Annotated in this window: 23 protein-coding genes and 1 pseudogene; all 24 read left to right on the plus strand. The window is 57.3% G+C overall.

What is annotated here, in order from left to right; translation table 11 throughout:
* A pseudogene (tuf, locus tag FB593_RS00005) lies at nt 1-216 on the plus strand (elongation factor Tu); the annotation flags it as partial.
* Between the two features lie 313 nt (nt 217-529).
* Nucleotides 530-838 carry a 30S ribosomal protein S10 gene (gene rpsJ, locus FB593_RS00010; RefSeq protein ID WP_003507767.1) on the plus strand — a complete coding sequence of 103 codons (309 nt, stop codon included), beginning with the start codon at nt 530-532 and terminating at the stop codon, nt 836-838.
* Nucleotides 839-1,004: 166 nt separating this feature from the next.
* Nucleotides 1,005-1,646 carry a 50S ribosomal protein L3 gene (gene rplC, locus FB593_RS00015; RefSeq protein ID WP_003516149.1) on the plus strand — a complete coding sequence of 214 codons (642 nt, stop codon included), beginning with the start codon at nt 1,005-1,007 and terminating at the stop codon, nt 1,644-1,646.
* A gap of 12 nt (nt 1,647-1,658) precedes the next feature.
* On the plus strand, nt 1,659-2,279 hold the full coding sequence (gene rplD / locus FB593_RS00020; RefSeq protein WP_003516147.1) for a 50S ribosomal protein L4: 621 nt from the start codon (nt 1,659-1,661) through the stop codon (nt 2,277-2,279).
* Nucleotides 2,276-2,569 (plus strand): 50S ribosomal protein L23, encoded by a 294-nt coding sequence (locus tag FB593_RS00025; RefSeq protein ID WP_003495178.1) that lies wholly within the window; start codon nt 2,276-2,278, stop codon nt 2,567-2,569. Before rplD ends, FB593_RS00025 begins: the two co-directional genes overlap by 4 nt.
* A 43-nt stretch (nt 2,570-2,612) precedes the next feature.
* Nucleotides 2,613-3,449 carry a 50S ribosomal protein L2 gene (gene rplB, locus FB593_RS00030; protein WP_003516146.1) on the plus strand — a complete coding sequence of 279 codons (837 nt, stop codon included), beginning with the start codon at nt 2,613-2,615 and terminating at the stop codon, nt 3,447-3,449.
* A gap of 15 nt (nt 3,450-3,464) precedes the next feature.
* Nucleotides 3,465-3,743, plus strand: a complete 279-nt coding sequence (gene rpsS, locus FB593_RS00035) for a 30S ribosomal protein S19 (RefSeq protein WP_003507772.1) — start codon at nt 3,465-3,467, stop codon at nt 3,741-3,743.
* A gap of 2 nt (nt 3,744-3,745) precedes the next feature.
* A complete protein-coding gene (gene rplV / locus FB593_RS00040) occupies nt 3,746-4,135 on the plus strand; it encodes a 50S ribosomal protein L22 (protein ID WP_003495184.1) in 390 nt (129 codons plus the stop codon).
* Nucleotides 4,135-4,866, plus strand: a complete 732-nt coding sequence (gene rpsC, locus FB593_RS00045) for a 30S ribosomal protein S3 (RefSeq protein WP_003516138.1) — start codon at nt 4,135-4,137, stop codon at nt 4,864-4,866. The genes rplV and rpsC overlap by 1 nt, the downstream gene beginning before the upstream one ends.
* A 38-nt stretch (nt 4,867-4,904) precedes the next feature.
* The gene (rplP, locus tag FB593_RS00050; protein ID WP_003516136.1) at nt 4,905-5,318 is read left to right on the plus strand and encodes a 50S ribosomal protein L16; all 414 of its coding nucleotides are present in this window, start codon (nt 4,905-4,907) and stop codon (nt 5,316-5,318) included.
* A 12-nt stretch (nt 5,319-5,330) separates the two neighbouring features.
* A complete protein-coding gene (rpmC, locus tag FB593_RS00055) occupies nt 5,331-5,531 on the plus strand; it encodes a 50S ribosomal protein L29 (RefSeq protein ID WP_003495193.1) in 201 nt (66 codons plus the stop codon).
* Nucleotides 5,532-5,542: 11 nt separating this feature from the next.
* Nucleotides 5,543-5,779 carry a 30S ribosomal protein S17 gene (rpsQ, locus tag FB593_RS00060; RefSeq protein WP_003495195.1) on the plus strand — a complete coding sequence of 79 codons (237 nt, stop codon included), beginning with the start codon at nt 5,543-5,545 and terminating at the stop codon, nt 5,777-5,779.
* Nucleotides 5,780-6,013: 234 nt separating this feature from the next.
* Nucleotides 6,014-6,382 (plus strand): 50S ribosomal protein L14, encoded by a 369-nt coding sequence (rplN, locus tag FB593_RS00065; protein WP_003495199.1) that lies wholly within the window; start codon nt 6,014-6,016, stop codon nt 6,380-6,382.
* 12 nt (nt 6,383-6,394) lie between these two features.
* Nucleotides 6,395-6,703, plus strand: a complete 309-nt coding sequence (gene rplX, locus FB593_RS00070) for a 50S ribosomal protein L24 (protein WP_003516133.1) — start codon at nt 6,395-6,397, stop codon at nt 6,701-6,703.
* Entirely contained in the window at nt 6,696-7,250 is a 555-nt protein-coding gene (gene rplE / locus FB593_RS00075; RefSeq protein ID WP_003495201.1) for a 50S ribosomal protein L5, read from the plus strand. The genes rplX and rplE overlap by 8 nt, the downstream gene beginning before the upstream one ends.
* Before the next feature lie 33 nt (nt 7,251-7,283).
* Complete coding sequence (gene rpsN / locus FB593_RS00080; RefSeq protein WP_003495202.1) at nt 7,284-7,589, plus strand: 30S ribosomal protein S14; 306 nt, start codon at nt 7,284-7,286, stop codon at nt 7,587-7,589.
* Between the two features lie 12 nt (nt 7,590-7,601).
* Nucleotides 7,602-8,000, plus strand: a complete 399-nt coding sequence (gene rpsH, locus FB593_RS00085; RefSeq protein WP_003516131.1) for a 30S ribosomal protein S8 — start codon at nt 7,602-7,604, stop codon at nt 7,998-8,000.
* 43 nt (nt 8,001-8,043) lie between these two features.
* Nucleotides 8,044-8,577 (plus strand): 50S ribosomal protein L6, encoded by a 534-nt coding sequence (gene rplF, locus FB593_RS00090; RefSeq protein ID WP_003516129.1) that lies wholly within the window; start codon nt 8,044-8,046, stop codon nt 8,575-8,577.
* 12 nt (nt 8,578-8,589) lie between these two features.
* Nucleotides 8,590-8,952 carry a 50S ribosomal protein L18 gene (rplR, locus tag FB593_RS00095; RefSeq protein WP_003516127.1) on the plus strand — a complete coding sequence of 121 codons (363 nt, stop codon included), beginning with the start codon at nt 8,590-8,592 and terminating at the stop codon, nt 8,950-8,952.
* 218 nt (nt 8,953-9,170) lie between these two features.
* On the plus strand, nt 9,171-9,740 hold the full coding sequence (rpsE, locus tag FB593_RS00100) for a 30S ribosomal protein S5 (RefSeq protein ID WP_003516126.1): 570 nt from the start codon (nt 9,171-9,173) through the stop codon (nt 9,738-9,740).
* Nucleotides 9,741-9,751: 11 nt separating this feature from the next.
* Nucleotides 9,752-9,958, plus strand: coding sequence for a 50S ribosomal protein L30 (gene rpmD / locus FB593_RS00105; protein WP_003495212.1), 207 nt, complete (start codon nt 9,752-9,754; stop codon nt 9,956-9,958).
* 16 nt (nt 9,959-9,974) lie between these two features.
* The gene (rplO, locus tag FB593_RS00110; RefSeq protein ID WP_003516125.1) at nt 9,975-10,454 is read left to right on the plus strand and encodes a 50S ribosomal protein L15; all 480 of its coding nucleotides are present in this window, start codon (nt 9,975-9,977) and stop codon (nt 10,452-10,454) included.
* Between the two features lie 333 nt (nt 10,455-10,787).
* Nucleotides 10,788-12,128 carry a preprotein translocase subunit SecY gene (gene secY / locus FB593_RS00115; protein WP_003516124.1) on the plus strand — a complete coding sequence of 447 codons (1,341 nt, stop codon included), beginning with the start codon at nt 10,788-10,790 and terminating at the stop codon, nt 12,126-12,128.
* Complete coding sequence (locus FB593_RS00120) at nt 12,125-12,715, plus strand: adenylate kinase (RefSeq protein ID WP_003516123.1); 591 nt, start codon at nt 12,125-12,127, stop codon at nt 12,713-12,715. Before secY ends, FB593_RS00120 begins: the two co-directional genes overlap by 4 nt.
* Nucleotides 12,716-12,952: the final 237 nt, after the last annotated feature.

Raw genomic sequence — 12,952 nt, forward strand, 5'->3', positions numbered from 1 at the left:
TTCACGAACTACCGTCCGCAGTTCTACTTCCGTACGACTGACGTTACCGGTATCGTTTCGCTTCCAGAAGGCACGGAAATGGTTATGCCTGGCGATAACGTCACTGTTGAAGTCGAGCTGATCGTTCCGATCGCGATGGAAGAAAAGCTGCGCTTCGCTATCCGCGAAGGCGGCCGTACCGTCGGCGCCGGCATCGTCGCTTCTATCGTCGAGTAATTTCACGACGTTGAAATTCAGACCGGCGGCGGTGTTACCCACACCGCCGCCGGGCTTTTAGTAAAAAAGCCTGGCGGCGTTGCATTTTTAGTGCTTGAAAAATTCGGTGAAAGCGCGTAAACGCGCATTCACACTCACCCGCTGGATTCGCAAGCAATTGCGGAGCGCGGTGTTTTAGCAATACAGACTACTGAAATGATTGGGGTGCGACGCGCATCCCTCTCGATTTTTGAAAATCTGCGGCGCCACGATCAATAGAAGTTCATGTGTTTCCGCGTGCGGAAACGAATAACAAAGAACAAGGACAAGACGAATGAACGGCCAGAATATCCGTATCCGCCTCAAGGCGTTCGATCACCGGATCCTCGATGCCTCTACCCGTGAAATCGTGTCGACCGCAAAGCGCACCGGCGCCAGCGTTCGCGGCCCGGTTCCGCTCCCCACCCGCATCGAAAAGTTTACCGTCAACCGCTCTCCTCACGTTGATAAGAAGAGCCGTGAACAGTTCGAAATGCGGACGCACAAGCGTCTTCTCGATATCGTTGACCCCACCCCGCAGACCGTCGATGCTCTGATGAAGCTCGACCTGGCTGCCGGCGTTGACGTGGAAATCAAGCTCTAAGACTGGCCTGACCTCATCCAAGTGAGGGCCATATAACAAGGAAGGTACGTGGAGAAATCCAACGGCTTCCAATCCGGAGACCGGAAACATCGTGAGATGTCGAAGGGCACTCCTTAACAAAGGCCAAAAAGGGTTTTCCCTTCAAGGCTCGCAAGAGGATGAACCAATGCGTTCAGGTGTGATTGCACAGAAAGTGGGTATGACCCGCGTCTACAACGACGCTGGTGAACATATTCCAGTAACAGTATTGCGGATGGATAACGTACAAGTCGTTTCCCAGCGCACGGAAGACAAGAATGGCTACACCGCAGTTCAGCTCGGTGCCGGCCAGTCCAAGGTCAAAAACACGACGAAGGCGCTTCGCGGTCATTTTGCCGCTGCCAATGTCGAACCGAAAGCAAAGCTCGTCGAGTTCCGGGTTTCCCCCGAGAACCTGATCGATATCGGTGCAACACTGACCGCAACTCATTTTCAGGCCGGCCAGCTGGTCGACGTAACGGGAACCACGATCGGTAAGGGTTTTGCCGGTGCTATGAAGCGTCACAACTTCGGTGGTGGTCGCGCTTCGCACGGTAACTCCGTATCGCACCGTGCGCACGGTTCGACTGGTAACAACCAGGATCCGGGCCGCGTGTGGAAGGGCAAGCGCATGGCTGGTCATATGGGCCAGACGCGCGTTACGACCCAGAACCTCGAAGTCGTTTCGACCGATGAAGACCGTGGCCTGATCCTCGTTAAGGGTGCAGTTCCCGGTTCCAAGGGCGCCTGGATCATCGTCCGCGACGCCGTCAAGTCGGCCGCGAAGTAAGGGAGCCTTATCATGGAATTGAACGTCAAGACCCTCGAGGGAAAAGACGCCGGCAAGGTTTCTCTGTCGGACGAGATTTTCGGCCTCGATCCCCGTCAGGATATCCTGGCCCGTATGGTTCGCTGGCAGCTTGCAAAGAAGCAGCAGGGAACGCACAAGACCAAGACCCGTGCGGAAGTTTCCCGTACTGGTGCGAAGATGTACAAGCAGAAGGGTACGGGCCGCGCTCGTCACCATTCGGCTCGCGCACCGCAGTTCCGCGGCGGCGGCAAGGCCCACGGCCCGGTCGTTCGCAGCCACGCACACGACCTTCCCAAGAAGGTTCGCGCGCTTGCTCTGCGTCACGCCCTGTCTGCAAAGCTGAAGGCTGAAGATCTGATCATCGTCGATCAGCTCGTCGCGTCCGAAGCAAAGACCAAGGCTCTGCTGGGCAGCTTCGCTTCGCTTGGCCTGACCAACGCTCTCGTTATCGGTGGCGCAGAACTTGATGGCAACTTCAAGCTCGCAGCTCAGAACATCCCGAATGTGGACGTTCTGCCGGTTCAGGGCATCAATGTTTACGACATCCTGCGTCGTGGTAAGCTCGTGCTTTCCAAGGCTGCTGTAGAGGCTCTGGAGGAGCGGTTCAAATGACGGATCTTCGCCACTACGATGTGATCGTATCTCCTTCGATCACGGAAAAGTCGACGCTGGTATCCGAACAGAACCAGGTCGTATTCAACGTCGCCAAAAGCGCTTCCAAGCCTGAAATCAAGGCTGCCGTGGAAGCTCTCTTCGGCGTCAAAGTCACGGCTGTGAACACGCTTATCCGCAAGGGTAAGACCCGTCGTTTCCGTGGGTTCGCCGGTAAGCTGAAAGACGTCAAGAAAGCCGTCGTTACGCTCGCCGAAGGTCAATCCATCGACGTGTCCACCGGACTCTAAAGGTTAGGCCCAAGCGGGCAAAGACCCAAAAGGGAACAAGAATATGGCATTGAAAAGTTTCAATCCGACCACGCCAAGCCAGCGTCAGCTGGTTATCGTGGACCGCGCTTCGCTCTACAAGGGCAAGCCGGTAAAGGCTCTCACCCAGGGCCTCAGCTCCAAGGGTGGCCGCAACAACCAGGGCCGGATCACCGTCCGGTTCCAGGGTGGTGGTCACAAGCGGACCTACCGTCTGGTGGACTTCAAGCGTCGCAAGTTCGACGTTGAAGGCACCGTTGAACGTTTGGAATACGACCCCAACCGCACCGCGTTCATCGCGCTGGTTACGTATACCGACGGCGAACAGGCTTACATTCTCGCGCCACAGCGTCTCGCTGCCGGTGACAAGGTGATCGCCTCCGACAAGGCAGTGGACGTGAAGCCCGGCAACACCATGCCGCTTCAGTACATTCCGGTCGGTTCGATCATCCACAACGTCGAGATGAAGCCAGGTAAAGGCGGTCAGATTGCCCGCTCCGCCGGTACGTACGTCCAGCTCGTCGGCCGCGATGCCGGTATGGCTATCCTGCGTCTCAACTCGGGCGAACAGCGTCTGGTGCACGGCTCCTGCCTCGCATCGATCGGCGCAGTTTCGAACTCCGATCACGGCAACACTAACGACGGCAAGGCCGGTCGTTCGCGTTGGCGTGGCAAGCGTCCGCACGTTCGCGGCGTCGTCATGAACCCGGTCGACCACCCGCACGGTGGTGGTGAAGGTCGCACGTCGGGTGGTCGTCACCCGGTTACTCCGTGGGGTAAACCCACGAAGGGCAAGCGCACCCGTTCGAACAAGTCGACCGACAAGTTCATCATGCGTTCGCGCCATCAGCGCAAGAAGTAAGAGGAGAAGTCTCAAGTGGCTCGTTCAGTTTGGAAAGGTCCGTTTGTTGACGGCTATCTTCTCACTAAGGCTGAGAAGGTGCGCGAAAGCGGACGCAATGAAGTAATCAAGATCTGGAGCCGTCGCTCCACGATCCTGCCGCAGTTCGTCGGATTGACGTTTGGCGTCTACAACGGCAGCAAGCATGTGCCCGTCTCTGTCAATGAAGACATGGTCGGACACAAGTTCGGTGAATTCTCTCCGACCCGTACCTATTACGGTCACGGCGCGGACAAGAAGGCAAAGAGGAAGTAATCATGGCGAAGGCTAAGACCGAACGCCGGCTGAAGGACAATGAGGCTCAGGCCATTGCCCGTACGCTCCGCGTCAGCCCCCAGAAACTGAACCTGGTTGCCGCTCTTATCCGTGGCAAGAAGGTTGATCGCGCTCTCGCCGAGCTCGAATTCTCCCGCAAGCGCATCGCAGGGACCGTCAAGAAGACGCTCGAATCTGCGATTGCCAATGCGGAAAACAACCATGACCTCGACGTCGACGCTCTCGTCGTCGCCGAGGCCTATGTTGGCAAGTCCATCACCATGAAGCGTTTCCACGCTCGTGGCCGTGGTCGTGCATCCCGCATTGAAAAGCCGTTCTCTCACCTCACGATCGTTGTTCGTGAAGTTGAGGAAAAAGGGGAGGCCGCATAATGGGTCAGAAAATCAATCCGATCGGCTTCCGCCTCGGCATCAACCGTACCTGGGATAGCCGCTGGTACGCTGACACCGCTGAATACGGCAAGCTGCTGCATGAAGACCTGAAGATCCGGGCTTACCTGATCAAGGAACTCAAGCAGGCCGGTATCGCCAAGGTGGTCATCGAGCGTCCGCACAAGAAGTGCCGCGTTACGATCCATTCTGCTCGTCCGGGTCTCATCATCGGCAAGAAGGGCGCGGACATCGAGAAGCTTCGTAAGAAGCTTTCCGAGATGACCAACTCCGAAACGCACCTCAACATCGTTGAAGTGCGCAAGCCGGAAATCGACGCGACTCTCGTCGCTCAGTCGATCGCCCAGCAGCTCGAGCGCCGCGTGGCTTTCCGCCGTGCGATGAAGCGTTCGGTTCAGTCCGCAATGCGTCTTGGCGCCGAAGGCATCAAGATCACCTGCGGTGGCCGTCTCGGTGGCGCCGAAATCGCTCGTACCGAATGGTACCGTGAAGGACGCGTTCCGCTGCACACGCTGCGTGCGGACATCGACTACGGCACAGCTGAAGCGGAAACCGCATTCGGCATCTGCGGCATCAAGGTCTGGATCTTCAAGGGCGAAATCCTTGAGCACGATCCGATGGCTTCTGAACGTCGTGGTCTCGAAGGCGATGCTCAGGGCCCTGCAAGCCGTGAGCGTGGCGATCGTCCCGATCGTCGTCGCGAAAACGCTTGATTGACGCTGGCGAAAGATAAGCTCGGAGAAGTAAGAAAATGTTGCAGCCAAAGCGTACTAAGTACCGCAAGCAGTTCAAGGGACGCATCAAGGGCGTCGCCAAGGGCGGCTTTGACCTGGCATTCGGTGAATTCGGCTTGAAGTCGCAGGAACCGAACCGCGTGAACGCACGCGAGATCGAAGCGGCCCGCCGCGCGATCACGCGTTACATGAAGCGCGCAGGTCGTGTGTGGATCCGCGTATTCCCTGACGTTCCGGTAACGGCAAAGCCGACCGAAGTTCGTATGGGTAAGGGCAAGGGTTCGGTCGAATACTGGGCATGCAAGGTCAAGCCCGGTCGTATGATGTTCGAGATCGACGGTGTGTCCGAGGAGATCGCCCGCGAGGCGCTTCGTCTCGGCGCTGCCAAGCTCTCGGTCAAGACGCGCTTCGTACAGCGCATCGCAGAGTAAGGAGCAAGGCACATGAAAGCCGATGAAGTTCGCGGCCTCAGCGCCGACCAGCTCAAGGACAAGCTCGCCGATCTGAAGAAGGAGCAGTTCAACCTGCGCTTCCAGAAGGCGACTGGCCAGCTGGAGAAGTCCTCGCGCATCAACGAAGTCCGCAAGGACATCGCCCGCGTTAAAACCATTGCCCGCCAGAAGGCGGCAGAAGCCAAGGCCTAAGGAAAAATAATATGCCGAAACGCATTCTGCAGGGCGTCGTAGTGTCCGACAAGAACGAGAAGACTGTTGTAGTCCGGGTTGAGCGCCGATTCGCTCACCCGCTGCTCCAGAAGACCGTTCGCCGTTCGAAGAAGTACAAGGCACACGACGAAAACAATCAGTATAAGGTCGGCGATGTCGTTTCCATCGAGGAATGCGCACCGATCTCCAAGGACAAGCGCTGGACGGTCGTTTCCGCCCAGGCTTAATTTCATCAGAATCGCGCCAGGTCTCTTGTACTTGGCGCGAAATACTGTATGAAGCACCGCAAGGACGCTCGTGAATCGAGCGTCTTTTGCTTTGATGCGCACGGAAGGTCCTTCGGGAAACCACCCTGTCACGACATTTCCGCGCAAAAAAAGAGACATTCATAAGCTGGGGCAGGGGGCTCACTCGGGAGAGTTTGCCCAACCGTTCCGGTAACAACAAGAAGGCGACCTGACATGATTCAGATGCAAACAAACCTCGACGTGGCGGATAATTCCGGCGCACGTCGTGTCATGTGCATCAAGGTGCTGGGCGGCTCGAAGCGCAAATATGCTTCTGTTGGCGACATTATTGTCGTTTCCATCAAGGAAGCTATTCCGCGCGGCCGCGTCAAGAAGGGCGATGTGATGAAGGCGGTTGTCGTTCGCACCGCCAAGGACATCCGTCGCGCTGACGGCAGCGTCATCCGTTTCGATAACAACGCAGCCGTTCTTATCGACAACAAGAAAGAGCCCATCGGCACCCGTATCTTCGGACCGGTTCCGCGCGAACTTCGCGCCAAGAACCACATGAAGATCATCTCGCTGGCTCCGGAAGTACTGTAAGGAGCGTATGCGATGCAGAAAATTCGTAAAGGCGACAACGTTGTCGTATTGACCGGTAAGGACAAGGGCCGTACCGGCGAAGTAATCCAGGTTTTGCCGAAGGAAGATCGGGCCGTTGTGCGTGGCGTTAACATGGTGAAGCGTCACCAGCGCCAGACCCAGGCTCAGGAAGCTGGCATCATCAACAAGGAAGCGTCCTTGCACATCTCCAACATTGCCATCGTCGATAAGGATGGCAAGCCGACCCGCGTTGGCTTTACTGTTGTAGACGGCAAGAAGGTCCGCGTGGCCAAGCGTTCGGGAGAAGTGATCGATGGCTGATAAGTACGAGCCGCGTCTCAAGACGGAGTACGTTTCCCGTATCCGTGGCGCCATGCAGGAGAAGTTCTCCTACGCCAACGTGATGATGATCCCGAAACTTGAAAAGATCGTGATCAACATGGGTGTTGGCGAGGCAACTGCCGACTCCAAGAAGCCAACCATTGCTGCCGGTGACCTGGCTGCGATTGCCGGCCAGAAGCCGGTTGTTACCCGCGCTCGCAACTCGATCGCTGGTTTCAAGGTTCGCGAAGGCATGCCGATCGGTGCGAAGGTTACCCTTCGTGGCGCCCGCATGTATGAATTCCTTGATCGCCTGGTCAACATCGCGCTGCCGCGCGTTCGCGACTTCCGGGGTCTGAACCCGAAGAGCTTTGACGGCCGTGGCAACTTCGCCATGGGCATCAAGGAACACATTGTGTTCCCTGAGATCAACTACGATAAGGTTGATCAGATGTGGGGCATGGACATCATCGTTTGCACGACGGCGACGTCGGACGACGAAGCACGGGCTCTGCTTACAGAGTTCAACTTCCCGTTCCGTCACTAACCGTAACGACGAGCGTAGAAAAGGAACTCCGATATGGCGAAAACAAGCGCAGTTGAAAAGAACAAGCGCCGCCGCAAGTCGGTCGCCCAGCAGGCCACCAAGCGGGCTGCACTGAAGGCGATCGTGATGAACCAGTCCCTTCCTATCGAAGACCGGTTCAAGGCCACTCTGAAGCTCGCTTCGCTGCCGCGTGACGGCTCGAAGACGCGTATCCGCAACCGCTGCGAAGTAACGGGCCGTCCGCGCGCGTTCTATCGCAAACTCAAGATGTCGCGTATCGCGCTTCGTGAGCTGGGCAATTCCGGCAAGGTGCCGGGCATTGTCAAGTCGAGCTGGTAAGGAGACGGGCACATGACCATGACTGATCCTTTGGGTGATATGCTCACCCGCATCCGCAATGGTGCTGCTCGCCGTAAGTCTTCGGTAAGCACGCCCGCTTCCAGCCTCCGCGCACGCGTTCTCGACGTGCTGCAGGCTGAAGGCTACATTCGCGGTTATTCCAAGGTCGATTTCGAAAACGGCAAGGCCGAATTCACGATCGAACTGAAGTACTACGAAGGCGCGTCCGTGATCCGTGAGATCGGCCGCGTTTCCAAGCCGGGCCGCCGAGTTTATGTCTCGGTTAAGTCCATTCCGCAGGTCGCGAACGGCCTCGGCATCACCATCCTTTCGACCCCGAAGGGCGTGATGGCCGATCACCAAGCTCGCGAACAGAACGTTGGTGGCGAGGTTCTTTGCTCGGTCTTCTAAGACCCGAGCACGGATCTCCATAACGAACAGACAGGATTGAACAATGTCTCGTATCGGTAAAAAGCCCGTTCAGGTTCCAGCAGGTGTTACGGCCAATGTCGACGGCCAGAAGGTCACTGCTAAGGGCCCGAAGGGTGAACTGTTTTTCGTCGCTAATGACGACATCCAGCTGAAACTCGAAGATAATGGCGTTTCCGTAACGCCGGCCAACAACACCAAGGAAGCTCGTTCCAAGTGGGGCATGTCCCGCACGATGATCGAGAACATCTTCAAGGGTGTTAAGGACGGCTACGAACGCAAGCTCGAAATCAACGGCGTCGGTTACCGTGCCGCCCTGCAGGGCAAGAACCTGCAGCTGGCTCTCGGTTTCAGCCACGATGTTGTTTACGAGCCTCCGGTCGGCATCACCATTGCCGTTCCGAAGCCGACGGAAATCATCGTTTCCGGCATCAACAAGCAGCAGGTTGGCCAGGTTGCCGCGGAAATCCGCGAATACCGTGGTCCCGAGCCCTACAAGGGCAAGGGCGTGAAGTACGCTGAAGAGCGTATCGTCCGCAAAGAAGGCAAGAAGAAGTAAGGATCACGCGAAATGGCTAGCAGGAAAGAAGCACTTGCACGTCGCGCGAGCCGTGTGCGCCGCCAGATCAAGGCGGTTGCCAATGGCCGCCCGCGCCTGTCGGTTCATCGCTCGTCGAAGAACATCTACGCTCAGATCATCGATGACGTTGCTGGCAAGACGCTTGCGTCTGCCTCCACGCTCGAAGCCGATCTGCGCGGCTCGCTCAAGACCGGCGCCGACGTTGCAGCAGCAGCTGTCGTAGGCAAGCTGGTTGCAGAGCGTGGCGTCAAGGCTGGCGTCAAGGATGTCGTATTCGACCGTGGCGCATTCATCTATCACGGCCGTATCAAGGCTGTGGCAGAAGCTGCCCGCGAAGGCGGTCTGAACTTCTGAGTGCTTGACCCTTTCGATTGTTCGCAATCGGAAGAAAGGATCACGCACCACTCAAGATCCTGCAGCGTCCTTTGCGTGTCGGTTTCGACACGCGGCGCTGCAGTTTCCGCCCTGACAACGATCCGGGCGGAATTTCACCGGGCCATGCGGGTCTCTTCATCGAGGCCGGTGGTCTTTTCGTTTGCCGTTCCACCCGTAAAAGAAAAAGGACAAGGACAATGGCACAGGAAAAAAGAGGTTCTCGCGACGACCGCCAGAACCGTGAAGAACGCGATAGCGAATTCGTCGACAAGCTGGTCGCGATCAACCGCGTTGCAAAGGTTGTTAAGGGTGGCCGTCGCTTTGGCTTCGCCGCTCTCGTCGTCGTCGGCGACCAGAAGGGCCGCGTTGGCTTCGGTCACGGCAAGGCTCGCGAAGTTCCGGAAGCCATCCGTAAGGCAACCGAGAGCGCAAAGCGCGATTTGATCTTCGTTCCGCTGCGCGATGGCCGCACGCTGCATCACGACGTCAATGGCCGTCACGGCGCAGGCAAGGTTCTGCTGCGTTCGGCCAAGGCCGGTACCGGTATCATCGCCGGTGGTCCGATGCGCGCTGTTTTCGAAACGCTGGGCGTTCATGACGTTGTTGCGAAGTCGACCGGTTCTTCGAACCCGTACAACATGGTTCGCGCAACGTTCGACGCTCTGAAGCATCAGGTTCATCCTAAGGACATCGCTGCACAGCGTGGTCTCAAGTATGCGACCCTTCAGTCTCGTCGTGCCGCTTCCGGCAACGCTTCTGAAGAATAAGGAGCTGGATCATGGCCAAGAAGACTACTGAAGCCAAAAAGACTGTTACGGTCGAACAGATCGGCAGCCCTATCCGCCGCCCGGCAATCCAGCGTCAGACGCTGGTCGGTCTGGGTCTCAACAAGATGCACCGTCAGCGCACCCTGGAAGATACTCCTGCGGTTCGCGGCATGATCCGTGCGGTCCAGCATCTCGTTCGCGTCGTTGACGAGAAGTGAGACGGAGTAACCTATCATGAAACTCAATGAAATCAGAGACAACGAAGGCTCCACCAAGGACCGTATCCGCGTAGGTCGCGGTATCGGTTCCGGCAAGGGCAAGACCGGTGGTCGCGGTGTGAAGGGTCAGAAGGCTCGTTCGGGCGTCGCCATCAACGGTTTTGAAGGCGGTCAGATGCCAATCTACCGTCGTCTTCCGAAGCGCGGTTTCAACAACATTTTCGCTTCCGAATTTGCTGTTGTATCGCTCGGCCGCATTCAGACCGCCATCGACGCCAAGAAGCTCGACGCTTCCGCAACGATCGATGCTGCTGCTCTCAAGGCTGCTGGCGTTATCCGTCGCACCAAGGACGGCGTTCGCATTCTCGCTGACGGCGAACTGACGAGCAAGGTTGCTTTTGAAGTTGCCGGCGCTTCCAAGCCTGCACTCGAAAAGATTGAGAAGGCTGGCAGCTCTATCAAGCTTCTCGCAGTTGCAGCTGAAGCCTCCGAGTAATATATAGACTTCAGACGCCCGGGGCATAGTCGCTCCGGGCGTTTGCGCTCCCTGGCTTATGGTGCTCTCGATTTAAATCGATTTATTGTGGCATCACGGCAAACTCTTCGCGGTGCAGCTGTTATGCGCGCCACATGCGGCATAAAGTGCCGCAGGGAGAGCCTCACAGTTCTTGAACTTCCTTGAGGGAGGGGATAGGACATAAAAAAACAGGGTGAGGCATGATGGCGGCGCAACGCCGTGTTCGTCCGAAGCCCGTTTTTGAACCGGTATTTTTAGACCTTTCCGCATTGGCCGGTTTCGCTGGCCGGCAAGGGTCATTCGGAGAAATTTATGGCTTCAGCAGCGGAACAACTGGCTTCGAACCTGAATTTTTCGACCTTCGCTAAGGCGGAGGATCTGAAAAAGCGTCTCTGGTTTACTCTTGCCGCACTTCTCGTCTACCGTCTTGGTACCCACATTCCGCTTCCGGGTCTGAACCCAGAAGCCTATGCGCAGGCCTTCCGTGGCCAGGCCAACGGTATTCTCGGTCTTTTCAACATGTTTGCGGGTGGCGCAGTCGAGCGTATGGCGATCTTCGCCCTCGGCATCATGCCTTACATCTCCGCTTCGATCATCGTGCAGCTCATGACCTCCGTCGTGCCTTCGCTCGAAGCGTTGAAGAAGGAAGGCGAAGCCGGACGCAAGATCATCAACCAGTACACGCGCTACGGCACTGTACTGCTTGGCACCCTGCAGGCCTACGGCATCGCTGTCGGCCTTGAGAGCGGCAACGGCCTCGTGGTCGATCCTGGCCTGTTCTTCCGTATTTCCACCGTCATCACGCTGCTCGGCGGCACGATGTTCCTGATGTGGCTTGGCGAACAGATTACCTCGCGCGGCATCGGCAACGGTATTTCGCTCATCATCTTTGCCGGTATTGCCGCAGGTCTGCCCAAGGCGCTTGCCGGCACGCTGGAACTCGGCCGCACCGGTGCGCTGTCGACGACGCTCATCCTCATGGTCGTTATCGTGGCAATCGGCGTCATCGCGCTGATCGTTTTCGTGGAGCGCGCCCAGCGCCGTCTGCTGATACAATATCCGAAACGCCAGGTCGGCAACCGGATGTTCCAGGGCGATACCTCGCATCTGCCGCTGAAGCTCAACACGGCTGGCGTTATTCCCGCGATCTTCGCATCCTCGCTGCTGCTTCTGCCTGCGACGGCTGCCGGTTTTGCCGGAAACACCAACCTGCCGGGCTGGGCAACCTCGATCATCGCGTCGTTGCAGCATGGACAGCCGCTGTTCATGGCGCTCTACGGCCTGCTCATCGCGTTCTTTGCATTTTTCTACACGGCTATCGTCTTCAATCCGAAGGACACGGCCGATAACCTCAAGAAGCACGGCGGCTTCATTCCGGGCATTCGTCCGGGCGAGCGCACCGCGGAATACATTGATTACGTTCTGACCCGTATCACGGTTGTCGGCGCTGTTTATCTTGTCTTCGTGTGTATCCTTCCTGAGACACTTATCGCACGTACGGGCATTCCATTAGCCCTTGGTGGTACTTCGCTTTTGATCGTTGTCAGTGTAACTCTGGACACGGTTGCGCAAATTCAGGGACACCTGATCGCGCAGCAGTATGAAGGACTGATCAAGAAGTCGAAGTTGCGTGGAGGAAAGAGGGGACGATGAGACTGATATTTTTAGGTCCGCCGGGTGCGGGCAAGGGAACCCAGGCCAAACGCCTGACTGACAAGTACGGGATCCCGCAGCTTTCCACCGGTGACATGCTTCGCGCTGCGGTTAGCGCGGGCACGGAAATAGGCAAGCGGGCCAAGGCCGTCATGGACGCCGGCGGGCTGGTTTCCGACGATATCGTCAATCAGATCGTTTCCGAACGCATCGAAGCTCCGGACTGTGCCAAGGGTTTCATTCTCGATGGCTATCCGCGCACCGTTCCGCAGGCCAAGGCGCTTGCCGAGAACATGCACAAGAAGAATGTCGCCCTCGATGCCGTCATCGAACTGAAGGTGGACGAGGAGGCGCTGATTCGCCGAATCGAAAATCGCGTTGCAGAGACCATCGCTGCCGGTGGCACGGTTCGTTCAGACGACAATCCGGAAGCCTTCCGCAAGCGGTTGACGGAGTATCGCGAGAAGACTGCGCCGCTGTCGCAATATTACAGCGAGCAGGGCGAACTTGTGACACTGGATGGCATGGCTGATGTCGATGCCGTCACCGCGGCCATCGAACGGGTTCTGGAAAAGGCCTCGGCCTGATGGTTGGAGCGGGATGGTGAAAACCGCAGGCGGTTTTCCCGGCAAATCTTGTGCTCCTGATACGGCGTATCCTTTGGATCGCAAAAGAATCTTGGCGGAGCCGGTTGCTTTTTAGCGCTGATTCCGTTAAACACCGCGCCAACTCGCGACATCCCAAGCGACTGGCGCGGATTTCCCTTAAGGGAGGGAAATCCGGGTTCGGTCGTTTTGACTTGTCACGGACATCAATTTTGAACT

This window comes from Rhizobium sp. SJZ105 (genome assembly GCF_007828365.1).
Taxonomy (GTDB): domain Bacteria; phylum Pseudomonadota; class Alphaproteobacteria; order Rhizobiales; family Rhizobiaceae; genus Agrobacterium; species Agrobacterium tumefaciens.